The 19040-nt window shown below is 44.7% G+C and carries 21 protein-coding genes and 1 tRNA gene; 10 read left to right on the plus strand and 12 right to left on the minus strand.

Annotated features, from left to right (window positions below):
* Nucleotides 1-95: 95 nt before the first annotated feature.
* Together ACOCD9_RS10735 and rpmF are read right to left on the minus strand one after the other, a co-directional pair.
* On the minus strand, nucleotides 96-695 hold the full coding sequence (locus ACOCD9_RS10735; protein ID WP_287701767.1) for a sulfite oxidase-like oxidoreductase: 600 nt from the start codon (nucleotides 693-695) through the stop codon (nucleotides 96-98).
* An 88-nt stretch (nucleotides 696-783) separates the two neighbouring features.
* On the minus strand, nucleotides 784-966 hold the full coding sequence (rpmF, locus tag ACOCD9_RS10740; RefSeq protein ID WP_002742494.1) for a 50S ribosomal protein L32: 183 nt from the start codon (nucleotides 964-966) through the stop codon (nucleotides 784-786).
* A gap of 189 nt (nucleotides 967-1155) precedes the next feature.
* On the opposite strand from rpmF, the gene acsF reads away from it, so the two are divergent.
* A complete protein-coding gene (acsF, locus tag ACOCD9_RS10745; RefSeq protein ID WP_419547412.1) occupies nucleotides 1156-2214 on the plus strand; it encodes a magnesium-protoporphyrin IX monomethyl ester (oxidative) cyclase in 1059 nt (352 codons plus the stop codon).
* Between the two features lie 415 nt (nucleotides 2215-2629).
* Nucleotides 2630-3250, plus strand: a complete 621-nt coding sequence (locus ACOCD9_RS10750; RefSeq protein WP_287657734.1) for a metalloprotease — start codon at nucleotides 2630-2632, stop codon at nucleotides 3248-3250.
* 51 nt (nucleotides 3251-3301) lie between these two features.
* On the opposite strand, the gene ACOCD9_RS10755 is transcribed toward ACOCD9_RS10750, so the two are convergent.
* The 7 genes from ACOCD9_RS10755 to ACOCD9_RS10785 form a co-directional block, all read right to left on the minus strand.
* Nucleotides 3302-3472, minus strand: coding sequence for a high light inducible protein (locus ACOCD9_RS10755; RefSeq protein ID WP_002742489.1), 171 nt, complete (start codon nucleotides 3470-3472; stop codon nucleotides 3302-3304).
* Nucleotides 3473-3560: 88 nt separating this feature from the next.
* Complete coding sequence (locus tag ACOCD9_RS10760) at nucleotides 3561-4289, minus strand: Bax inhibitor-1 family protein (protein WP_287701769.1); 729 nt, start codon at nucleotides 4287-4289, stop codon at nucleotides 3561-3563.
* Nucleotides 4290-4656: 367 nt separating this feature from the next.
* Nucleotides 4657-5637: a chlorophyll synthase ChlG gene (gene chlG / locus ACOCD9_RS10765; protein WP_066029547.1), complete on the minus strand. Its 981-nt coding sequence runs from the start codon at nucleotides 5635-5637 to the stop codon at nucleotides 4657-4659.
* A 6-nt stretch (nucleotides 5638-5643) separates the two neighbouring features.
* Nucleotides 5644-6720 carry an ArsA family ATPase gene (locus ACOCD9_RS10770; protein WP_419547414.1) on the minus strand — a complete coding sequence of 359 codons (1077 nt, stop codon included), beginning with the start codon at nucleotides 6718-6720 and terminating at the stop codon, nucleotides 5644-5646.
* Between the two features lie 22 nt (nucleotides 6721-6742).
* A complete protein-coding gene (locus tag ACOCD9_RS10775; RefSeq protein ID WP_002742483.1) occupies nucleotides 6743-6934 on the minus strand; it encodes a DUF2862 domain-containing protein in 192 nt (63 codons plus the stop codon).
* 200 nt (nucleotides 6935-7134) lie between these two features.
* Nucleotides 7135-7467 (minus strand): hypothetical protein, encoded by a 333-nt coding sequence (locus tag ACOCD9_RS10780; RefSeq protein ID WP_002781903.1) that lies wholly within the window; start codon nucleotides 7465-7467, stop codon nucleotides 7135-7137.
* Nucleotides 7468-7596: 129 nt separating this feature from the next.
* Entirely contained in the window at nucleotides 7597-8493 is an 897-nt protein-coding gene (locus ACOCD9_RS10785) for an ABC transporter permease (RefSeq protein WP_002799574.1), read from the minus strand.
* A 329-nt stretch (nucleotides 8494-8822) separates the two neighbouring features.
* On the opposite strand from ACOCD9_RS10785, the gene ACOCD9_RS10790 reads away from it, so the two are divergent.
* Together ACOCD9_RS10790 and ACOCD9_RS10795 are read left to right on the plus strand one after the other, a co-directional pair.
* Nucleotides 8823-9581, plus strand: coding sequence for a PEP-CTERM sorting domain-containing protein (locus ACOCD9_RS10790; RefSeq protein ID WP_287701774.1), 759 nt, complete (start codon nucleotides 8823-8825; stop codon nucleotides 9579-9581).
* Between the two features lie 87 nt (nucleotides 9582-9668).
* Nucleotides 9669-10535, plus strand: coding sequence for an Rpn family recombination-promoting nuclease/putative transposase (locus ACOCD9_RS10795; RefSeq protein ID WP_287967696.1), 867 nt, complete (start codon nucleotides 9669-9671; stop codon nucleotides 10533-10535).
* A 116-nt stretch (nucleotides 10536-10651) separates the two neighbouring features.
* Here the strand turns inward: ACOCD9_RS10795 and ACOCD9_RS10800 are convergent.
* Together ACOCD9_RS10800 and ACOCD9_RS10805 are read right to left on the minus strand one after the other, a co-directional pair.
* Nucleotides 10652-10733, minus strand: a tRNA-Leu gene (locus ACOCD9_RS10800).
* A gap of 54 nt (nucleotides 10734-10787) precedes the next feature.
* Nucleotides 10788-11468: a hypothetical protein gene (locus tag ACOCD9_RS10805; RefSeq protein ID WP_287701778.1), complete on the minus strand. Its 681-nt coding sequence runs from the start codon at nucleotides 11466-11468 to the stop codon at nucleotides 10788-10790.
* Nucleotides 11469-11591: 123 nt separating this feature from the next.
* Here ACOCD9_RS10805 and ACOCD9_RS10810 point away from each other — a divergent pair, with 123 nt between their 5' ends.
* Nucleotides 11592-12647, plus strand: a complete 1056-nt coding sequence (locus ACOCD9_RS10810) for an ABC transporter ATP-binding protein (protein WP_419547417.1) — start codon at nucleotides 11592-11594, stop codon at nucleotides 12645-12647.
* A 162-nt stretch (nucleotides 12648-12809) separates the two neighbouring features.
* Here ACOCD9_RS10810 and rimK read toward each other — a convergent pair whose 3' ends face one another.
* Nucleotides 12810-13715 (minus strand): 30S ribosomal protein S6--L-glutamate ligase, encoded by a 906-nt coding sequence (gene rimK / locus ACOCD9_RS10815; protein ID WP_002776181.1) that lies wholly within the window; start codon nucleotides 13713-13715, stop codon nucleotides 12810-12812.
* A gap of 343 nt (nucleotides 13716-14058) precedes the next feature.
* Between rimK and rlmN the strand changes: the two genes are divergently transcribed.
* The 5 genes from rlmN (at nucleotide 14059) to ACOCD9_RS10840 (ending at nucleotide 18966) form a co-directional block, all read left to right on the plus strand.
* On the plus strand, nucleotides 14059-15072 hold the full coding sequence (rlmN, locus tag ACOCD9_RS10820; protein ID WP_419547419.1) for a 23S rRNA (adenine(2503)-C(2))-methyltransferase RlmN: 1014 nt from the start codon (nucleotides 14059-14061) through the stop codon (nucleotides 15070-15072).
* Nucleotides 15073-15346: 274 nt separating this feature from the next.
* Nucleotides 15347-15571, plus strand: coding sequence for a phycobilisome linker polypeptide (locus ACOCD9_RS10825; protein ID WP_287701784.1), 225 nt, complete (start codon nucleotides 15347-15349; stop codon nucleotides 15569-15571).
* A gap of 285 nt (nucleotides 15572-15856) precedes the next feature.
* Nucleotides 15857-17056 (plus strand): ferredoxin--NADP reductase, encoded by a 1200-nt coding sequence (petH, locus tag ACOCD9_RS10830; RefSeq protein WP_287701786.1) that lies wholly within the window; start codon nucleotides 15857-15859, stop codon nucleotides 17054-17056.
* A gap of 99 nt (nucleotides 17057-17155) precedes the next feature.
* The gene (locus tag ACOCD9_RS10835) at nucleotides 17156-17998 is read left to right on the plus strand and encodes a ChaN family lipoprotein (RefSeq protein WP_419547422.1); all 843 of its coding nucleotides are present in this window, start codon (nucleotides 17156-17158) and stop codon (nucleotides 17996-17998) included.
* Nucleotides 17999-18090: 92 nt separating this feature from the next.
* On the plus strand, nucleotides 18091-18966 hold the full coding sequence (locus tag ACOCD9_RS10840; RefSeq protein WP_419547424.1) for a 3'(2'),5'-bisphosphate nucleotidase CysQ family protein: 876 nt from the start codon (nucleotides 18091-18093) through the stop codon (nucleotides 18964-18966).
* Nucleotides 18967-19040 lie beyond the last annotated feature (74 nt).

Below are 19040 nucleotides of genomic sequence, written 5' to 3' on the forward strand. Positions count from 1 at the left end.
AATTACATGGGTACAAGAAAAGGAAACCCGAATGCTCTTTTGTGGGGGGGGTAACTTCCGTTTGCTGATATCACCCTATTTTAAGACAAAAATCGTCAAAAACCGCCATAACGTTCCTCCAACCATGGATCGCCTCGTCGATGGTAGCCATTAAGTTCCCAGAAACCCAATTGCTCTTGATCGAGAAATTCTAAGCCATTAATCCATTTAGAACTTTTCCAAGCGTAGAGATGGGGAACAACTAAGCGCAGCGGACCACCGTGGTCGGGGGGTAAAGGTTGACCAAACAGTTGAAAAGCGAAAAAATTATCCTCGTGCAGGAATTCCTCTAGGGTGAGGTTAGTGGTATAACCACCATAACAGTGTTGCATGACGTGGGTAGCTTCCGGCAACAGGTCAATTAAGGCCATAAAATCCGATACCTTAATTCCTGTCCAAGTCACATCTAATTTTGACCAACGGGTGACACAGTGAAAATCCTTAGTAAATTCCGACTGCGGTAAGACCATAAAATCCGACCAGTTAAAAATTTTAGTCGTGGCCACCTTTCCCCAAACCTTGAATAACCATTCCTCGGTCTTGATTTGGGGAGTATCTCCGTAGGTAAGCACAGGAAAACCACTAGCGAGATATTGGCCCGGAGGAACTCGGTCTTGATCGGGAGATTCTGGTTTTTTAAAGAATTTGCCTAACATTAGTTGAGACTCACAACGAAAACCCTAAACAAATCTTAAAATATTAGGGAGCGAAAAGGTTTTCTATACCTCACTCCCCACCATCAAGTTATTCCTCGTCTTCCCCTTCTTCTTCCTCTTTAGTGGGATAGACAAAGCTGTTAGAACGACCAGAAAGAACAGATTTACCCAAAGATAAGGCTTTTTGCGCTTCCCGAGCCGCTTGCTTTCTCCAGTGCGCTCTCCGTTGGTCGCGCTTGGCATTTGAGGTTTTCTTCTTGGGACAAGCCATAGTATTTTAACGATAGTTATAGACTCACAACCTTTCTATTCTACTCCCTATTTCCCTAATCGGCTCGCCAACTTGTCTTTATCCCCTACTCACTACTGCCCAAAATATTGATAAAACTTAATAATTATCATTGGCTTACCTATTTATGTTTAAAATCTTATATAGCTATGTAGTCAAGTAATTTCCATCATGGTCACTACCGTCGAACCTCCCTCCCAGAAAAAAGCTGTTCTGCGCGAAACTATCCTCACCCCTCGTTTTTATACCACCGATTTTGAGGCTGCCGCTAATTTTGACCTTTCTTTGCAAGAAACCGAAATCAAAGCGATGTTAGAGGAGATGCGAACCGATTATAACCGGCATCACTTTGAACGTCAGCAAGAATTTGAGAACTATCAAGATAATCTCGATGAAAAAACGAGAAATGCTTTTATAGATTACCTAGAACGCTCCTGTATCTCCGAATTTTCCGGCTTTTTGTTATTTAAGGAACTGTCACGACAACTAAAAAGCCGTAATCCCTTGTTAGGGGAGATATTTCATCTTATGGCTAGAGATGAAGCGCGCCATGCAGGATTTCTCAATAAAGCCATGGCTGACTTTAATATTTCCCTCGATCTAGCCAAAATTACTAAAACCCGCACCTACACCTTTTTCCCCCTTGAATGGGTATTATATACGGTCTATCTCTCCGAAAAAATCGGTTATTGGCGTTATATCCTCATTTATCGTCATTTAGAAGAACATCCAGAGTATAAATTTAATCCTCTCTTTAATTACTTCGAGAGTTGGTGTCAGGACGAAAATCGCCACGGAGATATCTTTAAAACCTTACTGCGAGCTAAACCACAATTGTGGAATAATTGGCGATCGAGATTATGGAGTCGTTTTTTCCTGCTTTCCGTCTTTGCTACCCACAGTTTAACTGTACGCGAACGCTCAGACTTTTATGATGCTTTGGGAATGGATGCGATCGCTTTTGATCAAGAGGTAATTCGTCAGACTAATAATACCTCCGCTCGCGCTTTTCCCACCATTTTAAATGTGGACCATACCCAATTTTTTCCCCGTTTAAACCGTTGTGCCGAACGTAATTTACAATTAAAAGCGATCGATGAAAGTAGCGCTCCTCAATGGCTAAAAACAATGCGTAAGTTACCCTTACAGCTAGGTATCGTCGGGGATCTGTTGCGATTGTATCTGATTAAACCCATAGATGCAGAAGCCACCAGAGAAATGGTACTTTAATCAGTTATCAGTTATCAGTTATCAGTTCACAGCAAAAAACTCCCCAATTTCCAATTCATAATTCATAATTCCCACACCCCACACCCTACACCCTACACCCCACACCCTACACCCCACACCCCACACCCGTTCGGACCTCGGCGTGAGCTCGGTCGAACGCTGAGCTCACGGCCGAAGCCCACACCCCACACCCCACACCCTACCCTCACGAAAAACTTTTTCAGCAGACCCTAAGTGGTCGTGCCAAATTAATTTCCTAAACCTTGAGGAAAAATTCTGTAAACTTCGATCAAAAGCTGCGTAAATTCTGTATTTTCTCTGGAAGTCTTAGATATAGCCTTTAGAATTGTGACCATAGCACTAGGCTAATTCAGATCAATTAAACTTCTTCCTTACTCCCGACTTTGTTAGTATCATGAAACCTAACTCTGGCCGTAAACGTTTATTATCCCTGATATCTGCTGTTTCCTGTAGTTCCCTCTTGATTTTATCCCCTCTAGCCCAGAGAGCGCAAGCAGACGATATTACGGATGCCTTAGAAGCGGTAATTGAATATACGGCTCAATTACACCAGATCAATTTTAAGTATTTGTTAAGTGATGGCCCGATAACCACTCCCTGCGGTGTAATTTCCCTAGCGGCTTTCTGCACTGTAGATAATACAGTTTACGTCAATCTCCAGCAAGTCACTCGCATTAGTGATAATCCCCTATTTCCCCTTTACGCCGTCGCTCACGAGGCTGCTCACGCTGTTCAGTGGAATCGGGGTATCGGTGGCATCGATGAAGGCGGAATGAGCATCGGCATTGAATTACAGGCCGATTGTCTAGCGGGAGATACCCTTTCTTGGTTATTTACCGAAGCAAGAAGTTTATCCAAACAGGATTATATAATAGCAGGAAAACTTCTAGCGGAAGCGGCCTCGGAAGTGGGCGATTTTGAAGCTCCCAATCGCTCCCACGGCACACCACAACAGCGAGGTGATTCGGTCCTGCAAGGATTCTACGGGGAAAATCATCAAGCCTGTATGCGTTAACTAACACTCAAGACTGTATTTCCCCTAGAATGCCTAAAAAAGCCTAAAAAACTACTGTAACCCTAACCAAGATAACAGACCTTGGCCAGTTAGATACTCGATCAACAGGGTGATCACAAAACCAATCATAGCGGCCCTACCGTTGAGGCGCTCGGCATAGTCATTAAAACCAAATTTGGGATCTTCTAATTTGGGGGTTTGAGTCGGTTGTGGTTCAGTCATGATCTTTACGGGCTGTTTACATTTCTTTACTATTCTAGCGGAGTTAGAAGTTAGGTTGTAACTAATTTCTAACTCCTCTCTATTTGCCCTAATCTCGACCGTTAAGAGCGATTAAAAGGCGCAGAATAAAGATAAATAGGTTGATATAGGTCAAATACATCGATAAAGCAGCACTGAGATACTGTTCATCTCTGTAGGTACGGGGCAAGATGTAAAAGTCCACCACTGCGGAGCCGGCAAACAAGAAAACCCCGATGCCAGAAATGGCGATTTCTAACCAGGTGGGAGTACCGCCACCAAAGATAGAGAAAATTAGCTGACCAATGAGAACAATAAAAAGAGCGAGAATACCGATGCTAACGGTTTGAGTCAGTGCTAAACCATCTTTTTCCGACAGATTCGAGCCGATATTCCGTCCCAACACAAAAGCGATGCCGCAACCGAGGGCAGCAATTGCCACTCCCCGCAAACCAACACCGGAAGTACCTAAGGCCACATAGACGATTCCACTGAGAGTATAGCCAGAAAGAAGGCTATAGAGAGTCAGGAGGGGCAGAGCAGTGCTTTTATTGCCGCTTTCCGCACTATTACGCGCGACAAAAAATAAAATAATCTCGGCAACTATGGCGACAAAGAAAGTCGGGAAGAAAATCTGGGGATAGGATTGGATCACACCTAAACCGCCATAGGTTCCCACCGCAGTCAAAATTAGACCGCCACCGAGATAGGGCAGGGCCTTGGGGATAACATTAGGGCCGATAAGTGCTTGGCTTTTAGCCTCGCGTAAAGCTTGGCGAAAATTACTGGTATTACTCATGGTGACTAGGTTCGAGATACTTGTCTCAATCAATCTTGTTAAACAGAAACTATTCTTGATTAGTTCGTCAAGAATGGCGAATCGGAGGGAAGAAAAAAAGTAATCTTCTCCCCGGCATCGATTCCCTCTTGATTGTAACGAAAAGACTAGGGATCGAGCTAAGTAGGTAGGTATTAAAAATTGTCAGATGCCCTCCTTATCAAGGCGGGATCGGTACCCCCCTTATCAAAGGGGGATTAAGGGGGGATCGAACCGAAAATCTATTTTCACCCCTCTTGACGGATCAAGTTACCGTAAACCGAAGCCCGATTCAAGGCGATAATGTCCCATAAACTGGATATTTCCTGTTTTTATTAACTACAATCCTTCAGAGTATCCCCTGACCTAAAGCCAAACCTGTCACCAACATTCCTAACACTAGAAAAGGCTGGGCGCTGGCTTGATATTTGACATCATTTTTGAGCGGATCCCGCAGAAAATACATATCTTGGAAAGTGATCTGAGGGATAATTAATAACAGTAAAATAGCGGCATAAAGATTCTGATGAATACTAATCAGATAACCCGCAATTCCTGCTTGAAAAACATCGATCATAATCACACAAATCCAAGCAGCAGTCGTAATTCCAAACATAACTGGCAAGGATTTTAAGCCTAATTTTTCGTCACCTTCCACACTTTTAAAGTCGTTGACCACAGCAATGCCTAAACCCGCCAGACTATAGATGAGGGTTAGGATCATAATTGTCCCATTTAACTGACCAAAAAGGGCGTGACCTGCCCACCAAGGTAATGCTATATAACTAGCACCGAGGGCATAATTTCCTAGCCAACCATTTTGTTTTAATTTTAAAGGTGGTGCTGAATAAATATAGGCGATAAAAGAACCAAATAGGGTTAAACAGAGCATGATCGGGAAATCATGACCAGCCCAGCGATCGAGAAGATAAGATATTCCTAACCCAGCTGCTAATAAAACCAAAATCTGGCCGACCACTTGCGGAATAGAAATGACCCCCGAAGGAATCGGACGATAGGGTTCATTAATTGCATCGATTTCTCGATCGTAAAAATCATTTAAAGTTTGGGTATAACCGGTCATCAACGGACCGGAAAGTAACATACAGGTGGCTGCTTTTAAGACATCTTCTAAAGACCAAGTATAATTACCTGATGAAGCAGCCCCACAGACAACCCCCCAAATTAGGGGAATCCAAGTGATCGGCTTCATCAATTGTAAGCGGATTTTCCAGAGGGAGGTTTCTGCCGATGAGGCCCCTTTCATGCCCAATAATTGGCGAGTTTTGGCCCCTCGCTCGTCCTTGTTTTCGATCTCTGTGTTCGACATAATCCCTTAAAAAGAAATAATTAAGTAACCGTCTTGGAATTTTGCCCCTTTTACCGCTCGTCCGGTTAGGGGCGGTGGTACATCAATATTACGCCGTTGATCCCCGGCTTCGATGGTTAATTCTGGACCTGATTGCGTCAGTTTTACCTGTTTTTTCTCGAATCCGGGTAAATAAACCTTGACCTGAGCGGCTGCCGTATCGATTATTAACGGTTTGGGCGGCTGCACTGTGAGAAAATTGGGTAACTCGGCGATTAACTCCTGCCAATCTTCTCCTTGACGGTCGGGTAAAATCGCCGCCGGCAGCGGGGCAAAATCCTCCGTAGCACTCTGACAGCGATTAAAAATCACTCCCCCCACATTTAAACCGATTTGCTGCGCCGCACCCCAAAGATATTTGGCATCTGCGATCGCAATTGGATCATCATTGGTGACTAGATAGGCTAAAACTCGCCGGGGATCGGCTAAAGCGGAGCGCCCCTCGTCTAAAATGTTATTATCGGCCTTCTGCCCTAAACCGTCGGGATTAAAGGAGAAATTCAGCACGGCAGCGGCGATCGGTTGGAAAAAGGGAGAAAGGGTGCGACCAATCTCGGAATCACTAAAAACCTGCCGAAAACGCCGTAAATACCAGCCACCTACCTCGGGAATCCCCAACATTCTCAGGCTGTTGATATCTCCGCTGCCGTCGTAGATGATAACATCGTAATTTCCGCTTTTATCCTGTTCCCGCAGAAAATTTAAAGCTAGAGCTTGGTCCATACCGGGTAAAATGCCCAACTCTTGACCATAAACATTTTTCAAGGTAGGAGAACGCAAATACTGCTTTTCCAATTCCTTGACTTCTTCCCAACTTTTTTCTAGTAACTGCGTACTATTAAGCTGGACAACCGAGAGATTGGGGGCAATTTCCGTGACGGAGGAGCTAGGGGAGGCCTTGAGGAGTAATCCCCAAGCGGGGCCAGGATCATGACCGATCAAGAGAACTTTTGACCCCAGACCAGCCATTTTCTTTGCCGAAGCGATCGCTATTGTACTGCGACCGCTGCCCCCCTTGCCCAAAAAGGTCAAAATTAAGGACATAATTAATTCCTAAGCGTTATATTTAGATGAGTTTGAGTTCATCCTCAAAAAACCAAGTAGCGGTCTTATCATCGAACTGGACAACAGCACCAACACCGCTGCCATCGGTCATCTTAAAATTTTTGATGACACCCACTTTACCCAATTTACCCGCTACATCCGAGTTAACGCGGTCTCGTAAGCGACAGACCTTGACTTTTTGCCCGATTTCCATTACTTCCACAGTTTTAATAAGACGATAATTCAATAAACCAATCCTAAGTTTAATATAAATTCGTGTCAGATAAACCCCCCAATGATCTTCGGTCATTGGTCTTTCTCAGATCATCTGCACTTAGCGATCATATATACTAAGCAATAGGACAAAATCAACCTCCTGGTTAGGATGAGCAAAAGGCAAATCAAAAAGGGGTTTTATTTGGTTTCTGGGGCAGGATTTTGCAGATTTTCCAGTTGTTCCCTTTGCTTGCGTTTAAACTCCTCGGCCGCTTCGTTGATATTATTGAGGGTGTCTTCCTGAAATTCCGATCCGTCCCGGCTACGGCGAAAATTACTATTATGAATCAAGTCTAGAGGATTAAAACCACCGAGATCATCCCTGCCATCGGAACTACGTTCATTTTTTTGATAATCCGGCTGACTGGGGTTCAAGCTTTGAGCTAACACTTGCGGACTAAAATCAGCCCCGACTAATAAAATAGTAGCTAGAAATAAAGACGATTTGAGTAACATTTTTTGAGTATTCATAATCTAACTAACTCCTCAGAAAATTATCTAGTTTTTGGTGGTGAGAAAGTTGTAGGCTTTTCAGTGAACAGTGAACAGTGAACAGTAAACTGATAACTGATAACTGGTAACTGATAACTGATAACTGATTTAAGCAAAACGACGACGAAGTAAGGGCTGAATTGCCAAAAGTATTAGCAGATCAAAAGCTAAGAGCAGGCCTAAAACTGTCAAGAAATTGAGGTCAAGCCAAGGGGTTTGTAAGACTATGCTATCAAAAGACCAGTGCTGATTGAAATAAATATAACGGATCGGTTCGATCGCATAGGTAAGAGGGTTGAGACTAGCGATTACTTGTAACCAATCTGCCATAAAGTTTAAGGGAGCGAGGGCGGTACTGGCAAATAAAAGCGGTAAATTGGTGACGAAAATGACGGCGATTAATTCGATATGTCCGGGTAGAGCAAAGGTTAAACTGAGACTTAAGGCAGTCATACCCAAAACTATTAGGAAAACAATCAAAGCGATCGCACCTAATCCGGCTAAACTGGGCAATCCTGCCCCTAAAAAGGCACTAGCGGCCACGATCGAGGCGGTTTGGATGAAACTGAGGGCGATAATATAGATGGTAGAAGCGGCCACGATCGAGTAACGAGTGGTTAAAGGTGCCACCAAGAGACGGTTAAGGAAGCCAAATTCTCGATCGAACATTACCGGTAAACCGGCATTGAGGGCCCCAGAAAAAGCGGTAAAGACAATCACCCCGGGGGCGAGAAATTTAGCATAACTGAGATCGTTGCCGAATAGACCCTGGGGAGCCTTATAAAACAATGCCCCGAATAAAATCAGCCACATAAAGGGCTGAATTACCCCCGCGATTAGGGTTGAAGGACGACGTTGTAATTGGATGAACAGACGTTTAGTCATGGCCAGAGTTTCTTGCAGAAATTCCCCTAGCACATTTCCCCCATCGTCCACCGTTGCTGCTCTAGTGGGATTGGGGGCTAAACTAGCTTTTAAGGAAGAAGGTGTGATGGTTTGGCTCATGAAATATTTACCTCTAATGCAGTCTTAACGAGTAATTTAGATAGTCAACAGTTTATAAGTGATCAGATGGCTCTCTTGGGGTCTCGGTGATCGGCAAATCCTCTCGAAGAAAAGGCTTACACTCTACCACTTCTCCAATATACAAGGGGCGCAAGCCTTGGGGGAGAAGAATGTAAATATTTATTAAATTGTAGCTTTTAATACAATACGGGGGGGGTAAGTGTGTGTGCTCTCCTTGAGCATTCGCTTGTCATTGTTTTGGGTTGCCCTATTGCTTAACCCGAATCGAAATGTCACGCACTCAAACCATTTACCATTAACCCTTTTTTATGAAATTACAACTCGGCATTGTCTCCGCTGGGGTTGCCCTGGCTACTCTGGGAACGGCTAGTGCAGCACAAGCTGCTTTGGTGGTCGTCCCACCTGGCTTGGCTCCCGGCGCTCAGTATCGTTTAGTGTTTGTCACTGAAGGCAAACGGGATGCAACAAGCACCGACATCGACGACTACAATAACTTTGTCACCAGTCAAGTACGGCTCTCTATATTGCCAGGGACGACTGATACGGCTCTCTATCAGGCTTTAAATGCGGCTGGAATTGACCCGAATACGATTACTTGGAAGGCGATCGGTTCTACTGCTTCAGTCGATGCCCGTGATAATACGGGTACTAATCCGACATTGAGTACGGGTGTTCCGATCTATCTCATAGATGGCAACCGGGTCGCCAACAATAATGCCGATCTCTGGGATGGCAGCATCCAAACCGCTATCAATCGCACTCCTGACGATCTGCAATTGAATGAGCTAGTCTGGACAGGGACCAACAACAATGGAACAGCGGAGAATGGAAGACTTGGTGGTGGCTCCCTGGGGCAAGTAAGATACGGGCGCGCCAGTTCGATTACAGCTGAGTGGATTACCATGGACGATTCCAACCGCTTTGGTATCAGCCGGTTATATGGCATCTCCTCCGTGCTGACAGTTCCGACTCCAGCAGTCACTGTCCCCGAACCCTCTAGCCTTCTTGGTTTTATCACACTGGGCGGTTTAATGCTAGGGGGTGCTGTCCGCAAAGCTAGAAAATAATGCCCCAAGGGAGAGGAGACGCGGGTTTCCTCTCTCTATTTTTTTGGGGTTTCATGGGAAGATCGCTATGGTGCAATCCCGATCATCATGAAACGAGACTCGATATTTTACCGGCTTTTTCAACAATCCCCCTCCCTTCTCTTCGATTTACTGGAAAACCCGCCAGATAATGCCACCGAATACCGCTTTGACTCCGTAGCCGTCAAAGAACCCAAATTTGAGATCGATGGCGTATTCCTGCCACCTGATACTGATAGTAATGGGGTGATTTATTTTTGTGAAGTGCAATTTCAAAAAGACGAACGACTCTATGAACGGGTATTTGGTGAATCATTTTTGTATTTTTATCGTCAGCGAGAACGATTTACCGATTGGCAAATTGTTGTCATCTATCCCACCCGTAGCCTAGAACAAAGTAATGCCCATCCCTACCGGGCGCTGCTCAATTGTCCTCAAGTGCATCGAATTTATCTGAAAGAATTAGGCGAAATTCAGCAGTTACCCCTAGGAGTTGCCTTGATGGTACTCACTACTGTGGAAGAAACCCAAGCACCAGAAAAAGCCCGCTATTTACTGGCACGAACCCAAGAGCAAATTGCAGATACAGAAGCCAGTCGCGCCATAATAGAAATGATTGCCACAATTATGGTTTATAAATTTACTAACTTGAGTCGGCAGGAGGTGGAAGCGATGCTAGGACTACAATTGGCAGATACAAGGGTATATCGTGAAGCCAAGGAAGAAGGACGACTGGAAGGACGACTGGAAGGAGAATCTGCCCTGATTTTGCGTCTGTTGCAACGTCGCTTTGGTGCGGTGGATGAGGTGTTGGCTGCCCGAATTCAGGCTTTAGAAATCGAGCAATTAGAGTCCTTGGCTGAGGCTTTGTTGGATTTTACAACCTTAAACGACCTAGTGCTTTGGCTAAATCGCCCCTCGCAACCGCTTAACTAAACTTAGTCAAACCTAAGCCACCTGAAAGGATGAGTTAGGAAATTTTGATGGCCAAATATCCATCCCTGACGATAGGTGACAAGGGCAATTCTTGTCAGAGGGCAGATAAAAGTTTATGCGGATGGCGAGACTCGAACTCGCAAGGCGTAAGCCACACGCCCCTCAAACGTGCGTGTCTACCAGTTCCACCACATCCGCTTGATTTTAGCTTAATCACTATAGCACAGAAAAAAAATAATCTGCAAGCAACTTTTAAAAATTACTGCCGCACAACTTTCGCGCCACCTGAGTTAGTACGGATAAACCTTTTAGGGAACCTTGAATCAAATGGAAGGCCGGGAGAGGACGGATTAACATTTGTCGAGTTAGGGGCAATGGTAGCAGCTGACCTTGATTATCAATTGCCGGGGCTAAATCGGGTAAATCCTGCGTCACCTCGTCGCTAATCACGCGCACAATTGCCACTTTTTGCCCCGGTAAAGCCGCTAAAATCCTTGCTCCTTCCATATCTACCACTTCATAGCCCCCTTGTCCTAAACGTCGTTTTTCCTCGGATCGGCTAATCAGGCGATCGCTGGTTAAACCTTTAACAAGACTATATCCGGTTAATTGGGCGATTTCTGCGGTTATTTCTGGTTCGCACTGCCAATAACTCCCCGTTTCTGTGCCACAACCTTGATAGATTACCCCATCTCCGACTCGATAGCGATCGCTGAGACTGCCCGCTAATCCCATCAGCACAATTTTTCCTGTGAGCTTATTAAGAAATTCTAGAGATTGCCTAGAGACTGGGGAACTGTCGAGGAATTCTGGAGCGCCAAGGTTAATCGGGATAATTTGCGGGGCTAAATCGCCGATTTTCCTTAATCCTCGACGGATTGAGCTATGCTCGGCCCCCCGGGGAACGAGAATAATATCTTCAGGTGTGAGCATGAAATTTTTGAGAAAGTTTCCTAATTAGTCCAGTGAGATGTTATAAACAATAATAGTGAACTAATTAGGAATAATTCTTAAGTAAATAGCCCTGCCACTGACTGGGCGATTGTCTTTCTCACCATGAAAAAGTCTGTCATTCTGCGTTTATCCGAGGTTAACAAGCGTTTTCCCGCTTCTCCTACTCTAGCTGTCGATAATATCAGTTTTAGTTTAACAGAGGGCGAAATTCTCGGATTATTGGGTCCGTCGGGTTGCGGTAAAACCACTCTACTGCGGATGATTGCGGGATTTGAAAAACCATCTCAAGGAGTGATTGAATTGGGAGGGCGAATAGTTGCCGACGAAAAAACCTTTATTCCCCCGGAAAAACGCAATACGGGCATGGTTTTTCAGGATTACGCTCTTTTTCCCCATTTAACCATTGCTGACAATATCGCCTTTGGGTTAAAAAATTCTGGGGAGAAATTATCGAGCAGAGCTATTAACGCTAGGGTGGCGGAAACTTTGGATTTAGTCGGACTGCAAGGACTAGAAAAACGTTATCCCCATCAGCTATCGGGAGGACAACAGCAAAGAGTCGCCCTCGCCCGCGCTTTAGCCCCAAAACCCTCTTTAATCCTCTTAGATGAACCTTTAAGTAATCTCGATGTGCAGGTCCGGCAACGCTTACGGCACGAGATCCGTCATATCCTGAAAGCGACTGGTATCTCGGCCATTTTTGTCACCCACGACCAGGAGGAAGCAATGGTGATCAGTGACACAATTGCGGTCATTTGTCAAGGAAAATTAGAACAAATTAACAATCCCGAAGAAATTTATAGTCATCCGGCCTCGCGATTTGTGGCTGAGTTTGTCACCCAAGCTAACTTTCTCCCCGCTAGACGGAAGGGTGGACAATGGCAAACCGAGATAGGAGTCTGGGAAATTGCCGATGGTCAAGATTTGGACAAAGGGGAATTGATGCTGAGAGAGGAAGATGTCAAAATTAAGCCAGATGAGACGGGAGATCTGGTTATTTGCGATCGCCAATTTTTGGGGCGGGAATACCGTTATTGTCTGCTAACGGCCACCGGCAGCCAAATCCACGCTAGAACAACGATTAACACCCAATTAGACATCGGTACAAAGGTAAAACTATCAATTATTCCCGATAGCGTCCGTGTATTTGCCGACTGATAACTGATACTAAATCCTGTTTAAGGGGTGTGGGGTGTGGGGTGTGGGGAGATTTTTTTTAGTAAAAAGGCAGCTCCGAGCTTATCGCTTAATACTATTGACTGATAACTTACCCACTGATAACTGATAACTGATAACTGATAACTGATGCAAGGCTGACAGCTAATATTGATATCGATCGCGATTGAGGACTAGGGTGGCATTTTTAGCGACAAAATCGATAATTTTTTTGGCCACATCCACACCGGTGGCTGCTTCTATTCCTTCCAAACCGGGAGAGGAATTCACCTCGATAACCACAGGCCCGTGATTAGACCGCAATAGGTCCACACCCGCAACCCGTAAACCCATGGCTTTAGTGGCCCGTATAGCCGTACTGCGTTCCTCTGGGGTTAATTTTATCTTTTCTGCTTTGCCACCGCGGTGAAGATTAGAACGAAAATCCCCTTCGGCCCCCTGTCGCTTCATCGAGGCTACCACTTTTCCATCGATGACAAAACAGCGCAGATCTGCCCCACTGGCCTCTTTAATATACTCTTGTACTAGAATATTAGCCTCTAGTTGCCGAAAAGCTTCAATAACTGACTTGGCTGCTTGGTCGGTTTCCGCTAAGACTACGCCAATACCTTGGGTTCCCTCTAATAATTTAATCACTAGAGGGGTGCCGCCGACGGTTTCGATTAAACCATCGATATCTTGAGTTGCGTGAGCAATTCCCGTCACCGGTAAACCTATCCCTTCCCTGGCCAGGATTTGCAGACAACGCAATTTATCCCGCGACCGGGAAATTGCTTGCGAGTCGTTGGCAGTAAAAACATTCATCACCTCGAATTGTCGGACTACTGCGGTTCCATAGAAGGTTTTTGAGGCGGCAATACGGGGGATAATCGCATCGAAACTCTCTAAGGGTTTACCGTTATAAACAACCGTGGGTTTATGGGAGGTGATGTTCATGTAACAGCGCAAATAATTGATCACTCGTACCTCATGGCCTTGAGCTTCTCCCGCTTCTTTCAGTCGCTTGGTGGAATAAAGAGAAGCATCTTGCGATAAAATAGCGATTTTCATAAATTTTCGCTTAAATATTGCTTTTACAACTGAATAGCTCCTTATTTCCCCATATTGACTTTTTTTGCTGGCAACTCATAAAATTTCTGTTCTCGATCGAAGTCCATCGATCATTATGGCGCTGACAGTTCCCCTTGAACAGTTAAGTTAAATGAAAGGTAAAAAAGATCAAGCTTAAGACTAGATTTATTTTTGTCGTCAGGCTCAGTTTAAGTAGCTGGTTATAATTAAATTAAAAATGGATTTTGCCTTTAATCCCCCCTTAATAAGGTAGGGTTGATTCATGAATCAACCCTACCCTTGATAACGGGGGTGTCTGATAATTTTTAACGCCTACCTACTTATGACTTTACTAGCGAAATCTTTAGAGGAACTGACCGACTGGGTAAAAGACCAGGGACAACCCGCTTATCGGGGTAAACAATTACACCAATGGCTATACGAAAAAGGGGCGCATTCTTTGGCGGATATTTCCGTATTCCCCCAAGAATGGCGCAGCAAGCTGGCGGATTATCCTATCGGTCGTTCCCTTATACATTATCGCAGTGTAGCACCCGATCGCACTCGTAAATATCTGCTAAAACTGGCCGATGGTTTAATCATCGAAGCGGTGGGAATTCCCAGTGAAAAAAGATTGACAGTCTGTGTTTCTTCCCAAGTGGGTTGTCCCATGGCCTGTGATTTTTGTGCCACGGGAAAAGGGGGGTTTACTCGTAATTTAAAAGCGTATGAAATCGTTGACCAAGTGTTAACAGTACAGGAGGATTTTCAGCAGCGAGTTAGTCATGTGGTATTTATGGGTATGGGGGAACCTTTATTAAATATCCCCGAAGTGGTGACAGCGATTCATTCCCTGAATCAAGATGTGGGTATCGGTCAGCGTTGTTTAACGATTTCTACCGTGGGATTACCCCAGAAAATCAAGCAATTAGCGGCACATAATTTGCAAATAACTTTTGCTGTTAGTCTCCATGCTTCTAATCAACAAGTTCGAGCTAAATTAATCCCCAGTGCCGACCATTATCCTCTAACTAATCTGATCCAAGACTGTCAGGAATACGTTCAAATCACGGGACGACGGGTGACATTTGAATACATTCTTTTAGCGGGAGTAAATGATTTACCCGAACACGCAGGGGAATTAGCAAAACTGGTGAAAGGTTTTCAATCTCACGTCAATTTAATCCCCTATAATCCTATTCAGGAGGTGGATTATCAACGGCCTGATGAAAAGAGAATTAAGGCTTTTAAAACTATTTTAGAACAGGAAAAAGTCGCCGTTACTGTCCGTTATTCGAGAGGTTTAGCGACCGATGCGGCCTGTGGACAATTGCGATCGAGCGTCATGGTACAATGAACGGCCGTAAATCGGCCATTAACTAGGGTTGGCTGAATAAATCTAAAAACCTTGTTGGTTAAGACTTTTAGACTTTTGGAAAATCAAAAAGTGCCAGCCATTGGAGGGATCGGGAGGAAAATTCAGGGGAAAAGTACCTTAAAATAAAACCCTACACCCTACACCCCACACCCTGGCCCCACGAGAAACTTTTTGCCGCAAACCCTAACTAGATTGCTAGTCTCCCTGCTAGGCTAAACTAGAGAACTATAACATCAATGTAGGAGCCATTTCGATGCAAAGTCTCTCTAGTGCCAAAGAAAATCGCCTTTTTGTCTATGAAGTCGTCGGTTTGAGTCAAAATGACAATACTGATAACCTAGATTATTCTATCCGTAAGAGTGGCAGTGTCTTTTTAACCGTTCCCTATAGCCGCATGAATCAAGAAATGCGTCGGATTACCCGTTTAGGCGCTCGCATCGTCAGCATTAAACCCTTAAACGCTGCTGCGTCCGAGTAGTTCATAAAATAATTATCGCTAATATTTGTCCCCCTGGTTGCCCTCATCAGGCCAACCAGGGGGATTTTTAGCATAAATGGGAAAAAGTAGCATAAATCTTAATAAAAAGTAAAATGCTGCAAATGTAACAGATTTTAACCAGAGACTTAACCTATCCTTAGGCAAAGATAAAAGCGATGTCTGTGGTTTTTTTAAGATAACTCTCAATTAGGCCTAGGTGTAGTGTACCGATGGTAGGCTAAACTATGGAACGATTATCGTGACTTGAGTTGGGAGTTATATTTAATGTACAGTCCGAGTACACTAGCGGGAAACCGTTTATTTGTTTACGAAGTGGCGGGTCTCAATCAAAACGACAATACTGACAGCTTGGATTATTCAATCCGTCAGAGTGGAAGCGTGTTTTTCACGGTTCCCTACAGTCGCATGAATCAAGAAATGCGTCGGATTACCCGTTTAGGTGGTCGTATCGTCAGCATCAAACCCTTAAATGGGATTGCCCCCGTAGCAACTGTTTCTAGTGCCTCCACACCACAGCCAATCGCTCAATCATCGCCCGTCCCCGAACAGACCAAGAAAAAGGCCATGACTCAAGCGAAAGAAAAAACAGATATCCCCGTCAATATCTACCGTCCGAACCAACCCTTTATCGGCAAATGTATCGAGAATTATGCTCTCGTTGATGAGGGGGGTATCGGTATCGTACAACACGTCACCTTTGACCTTTCTGGGGGCGATTTACGCTATTTAGAAGGGCAAAGTATCGGTATTATTCCCCCGGGTACCGATGCTAATGGCAAACCTCATAAATTGAGACTCTATTCGATCGCCTCCACCCGTCATGGTGATAAATTAGACGATAAAACCGTATCCCTCTGCGTGCGTCAGTTAGAATACCAGCACCCAGAAACCAAGGAAACCGTTTATGGAGTTTGTTCCACCCATCTCTGTAATATAGGGGTGGGGGACGATGTGGCTATTACTGGTCCGGTGGGTAAAGAAATGCTGCTACCGGGTGATGAAGATGCCACTATCATTATGATGGCCACCGGGACGGGAATCGCTCCCTTCCGAGCTTTCCTCTGGCGGATGTTCAAGGAACAACACGAAGATTATAAATTCAAAGGTCTAGCTTGGTTGATTTTCGGAGTTCCCAAAACGGCCAATATTCTCTATCAAGAAGAATTAGAGCAAATAGCGGCGGAGTTCCCCGATAACTTCCGTCTCACCTATGCCATCAGCCGGGAACAGCAAAATCCCCAGGGCGGCAGAATGTATATTCAACACCGGGTAGCCGAACACGCTGACGAAATCTGGAATCTACTCCAAAGTCCCAAAACCCACGCTTATATGTGCGGACTAAAAGGGATGGAAGATGGTATCGACGATGCTATCAGTGGTGCTGCTGCTAAAAATGGCGCTGATTGGTCTGTCTATCAGAAACAACTGAAAAAAGAACATCGCTGGCACGTAGAAACCTACTAAACCAGAAAGGTTCCCTGAAAATTTTTTCGGGTGGGCATTGCCCACCTTTTTTGTTATGGCTTCGGTTAAGATCGGTTTTTTAAAAGGCCTTTAACAAAGATGAAATTCTCCCGACGCTTTTTTCCTGTTTTCCTTGCCCTCTGCTTACTGTTTATTTTGCTGCCCCGGGCCTGGAGTTTTACTAATAGCCAAAAACAAATTCTGGCAGATTTAAAAACAGCCGAGATTATTTATCTGGGAGAAAGACACGATAGTCAAGCCGATCATCAGGCCCAATTAGCTATTATCAAGTATTTACAGGCTAATAATCCCCAAATAGCCATCGCTTTCGAGATGTTTCAACGTCCTTACCAAATCTATTTGGATCAGTATTTAGCCGGCAAAATTAGCGAAAATCAGTTAAGAGAAAAAAGTGAATACGACCAACGTTGGGGATTTGATTGGGAATTTTACGCCCCGATCCTGCGCTTGGCCAAGGCGAAAAAACTACCATTGATCGCCCTAAATACACCCACGGAAATCACTAGAAAAGTGGCACAGGAGGGCTTAGAAAGCCTCTCCACCTCAGAAATGACCTACATTCCCCCTAAAAGCGAAATAAACCAGGATAACGAGGAGTACCGTCAACAGATCTTAGCCGTTTATCAGCAACACACGGGGGGCAAAAGTCAGGGATTCGATCGCTTTTTTTTGGCACAGGTTCTCTGGGATGAAACCATGGCCGATGCGATCGCTAAATTCTGGCAAGCTCATCCCGAATATCAGATCATCGTCCTAGCAGGAAAAGGTCATATTGCCTACGGTTACGGCATTCCCAGTCGAGTCCAAAGAAGATTAGGCGATCGCGTCATGCAGCGTTCGGTTTTCTTGGGAGACGCTCCCCAATCATCACCAGCAGAAACCAAAAAACCCGCCGATTATTTTTGGCAAGGGCAAAATTAAGCCAGTCAGGAGTTAGGAAGCAAGGGATGGTAAGCTAAGATGCCAGTCTTTCAATTTAGTAGATAATAGGTCTGAAAAACTGAGGCTATTTTATGATTAATTTAACCTGTCAAGATACCGAAACACTCGATCGCATTTTAGCTGTGACTCGTGCCGTGGGTTGGGGTGGTGCTAAAATTCTCCAATCCTACCACCGGGGTGAACAGGATTTAGCCGTCAACGAGAAGAAAAAAGGCGGACCGGTGACGGCGGCGGATTTAGCGGCAAATCATTATATTTTAGGGGAATTACAAGCCAATTTTTCTGATATCGACTTTGGTTATCTAAGCGAGGAAACCCATCAGGGTAATGAAGCTATCCCGAAAGATTGGGTATGGATTATCGATCCTTTGGACGGAACCCGCGATTTTATCGACAAAACGGGAGAATATGCCCTACATATCGCCTTATGTTATCAAGGAAGACCGATCATCGCCGTGGTTGCCCTACCGGATCAAGAAAAACTCTATTTTGCCCAAAAAGGAAAAGGTACTTTTCTAGAAACTAGCGATGGAAATATTACACCGGTAAAAGTTGCCAATAAAGATAAAATTACCGACCTCTATCTGGTGGTTAGTCGTACCCATCGCGACCAACGTTTTGATAATTTATTAAGTCAAATACCCTTCTTCGGTAAAAATTATGTGGGCAGTGTGGGCTGTAAAATAGCCACGATCCTCGAACAAAAATCCGATGTTTATATCTCCCTATCGGGGAAATCGGCGGCTAAAGACTGGGATTTTGCTGCTCCAGAGTTGATTTTAACGGAAGCCGGCGGCAAATTCTCCTATTTTGACGGTCAACCGGTGCGCTATAATCGCGGCGATGTGCGGCAATGGGGGGGGATCATGGCTAGTAATGGTCCTTGTCATCAACAACTTTGTCAGTTGTCCACGGCAATCCTCGCCCAAATTGATGCCACTGTCTAATTTCTGACTGGAAAATAGAAGCTGAAATAACGCAAATTCGTCAATCATACTAAATCCGTTGAGTATAAGCTACA

The sequence above is a fragment of the Microcystis sp. genome (assembly GCF_048564745.1).
In the GTDB taxonomy this organism is placed as follows: Bacteria; Cyanobacteriota; Cyanobacteriia; order Cyanobacteriales; family Microcystaceae; genus Microcystis; species Microcystis ichthyoblabe_A.

Excerpts from the sequence above, each read along its gene's own strand:
- ACOCD9_RS10825 (WP_287701784.1), top strand. The coding sequence starts at position 15,347 with ATGCAAAGTCTCTCTAGTGCCAAAGAAAATCGCCTTTTTGTCTATGAA.
- ACOCD9_RS10780 (WP_002781903.1), bottom strand. The coding sequence starts at position 7,467 with ATGAATACTCAAAAAATGTTACTCAAATCGTCTTTATTTCTAGCTACT.
- ACOCD9_RS10770 (WP_419547414.1), bottom strand. The coding sequence starts at position 6,720 with ATGTCCTTAATTTTGACCTTTTTGGGCAAGGGGGGCAGCGGTCGCAGT.
- ACOCD9_RS10785 (WP_002799574.1), bottom strand. The coding sequence starts at position 8,493 with ATGAGCCAAACCATCACACCTTCTTCCTTAAAAGCTAGTTTAGCCCCC.
- ACOCD9_RS10755 (WP_002742489.1), bottom strand. The coding sequence starts at position 3,472 with ATGACTGAACCACAACCGACTCAAACCCCCAAATTAGAAGATCCCAAA.
- ACOCD9_RS10775 (WP_002742483.1), bottom strand. The coding sequence starts at position 6,934 with ATGGAAATCGGGCAAAAAGTCAAGGTCTGTCGCTTACGAGACCGCGTT.
- rlmN (WP_419547419.1), top strand. The coding sequence starts at position 14,059 with ATGACTTTACTAGCGAAATCTTTAGAGGAACTGACCGACTGGGTAAAA.
- ACOCD9_RS10735 (WP_287701767.1), bottom strand. The coding sequence starts at position 695 with ATGTTAGGCAAATTCTTTAAAAAACCAGAATCTCCCGATCAAGACCGA.
- ACOCD9_RS10810 (WP_419547417.1), top strand. The coding sequence starts at position 11,592 with ATGAAAAAGTCTGTCATTCTGCGTTTATCCGAGGTTAACAAGCGTTTT.
- ACOCD9_RS10790 (WP_287701774.1), top strand. The coding sequence starts at position 8,823 with ATGAAATTACAACTCGGCATTGTCTCCGCTGGGGTTGCCCTGGCTACT.
- ACOCD9_RS10840 (WP_419547424.1), top strand. The coding sequence starts at position 18,091 with ATGATTAATTTAACCTGTCAAGATACCGAAACACTCGATCGCATTTTA.
- ACOCD9_RS10805 (WP_287701778.1), bottom strand. The coding sequence starts at position 11,468 with ATGCTCACACCTGAAGATATTATTCTCGTTCCCCGGGGGGCCGAGCAT.
- ACOCD9_RS10835 (WP_419547422.1), top strand. The coding sequence starts at position 17,156 with ATGAAATTCTCCCGACGCTTTTTTCCTGTTTTCCTTGCCCTCTGCTTA.
- acsF (WP_419547412.1), top strand. The coding sequence starts at position 1,156 with ATGGTCACTACCGTCGAACCTCCCTCCCAGAAAAAAGCTGTTCTGCGC.
- chlG (WP_066029547.1), bottom strand. The coding sequence starts at position 5,637 with ATGTCGAACACAGAGATCGAAAACAAGGACGAGCGAGGGGCCAAAACT.
- rimK (WP_002776181.1), bottom strand. The coding sequence starts at position 13,715 with ATGAAAATCGCTATTTTATCGCAAGATGCTTCTCTTTATTCCACCAAG.
- rpmF (WP_002742494.1), bottom strand. The coding sequence starts at position 966 with ATGGCTTGTCCCAAGAAGAAAACCTCAAATGCCAAGCGCGACCAACGG.
- ACOCD9_RS10750 (WP_287657734.1), top strand. The coding sequence starts at position 2,630 with ATGAAACCTAACTCTGGCCGTAAACGTTTATTATCCCTGATATCTGCT.
- petH (WP_287701786.1), top strand. The coding sequence starts at position 15,857 with ATGTACAGTCCGAGTACACTAGCGGGAAACCGTTTATTTGTTTACGAA.
- ACOCD9_RS10760 (WP_287701769.1), bottom strand. The coding sequence starts at position 4,289 with ATGAGTAATACCAGTAATTTTCGCCAAGCTTTACGCGAGGCTAAAAGC.
- ACOCD9_RS10795 (WP_287967696.1), top strand. The coding sequence starts at position 9,669 with ATGAAACGAGACTCGATATTTTACCGGCTTTTTCAACAATCCCCCTCC.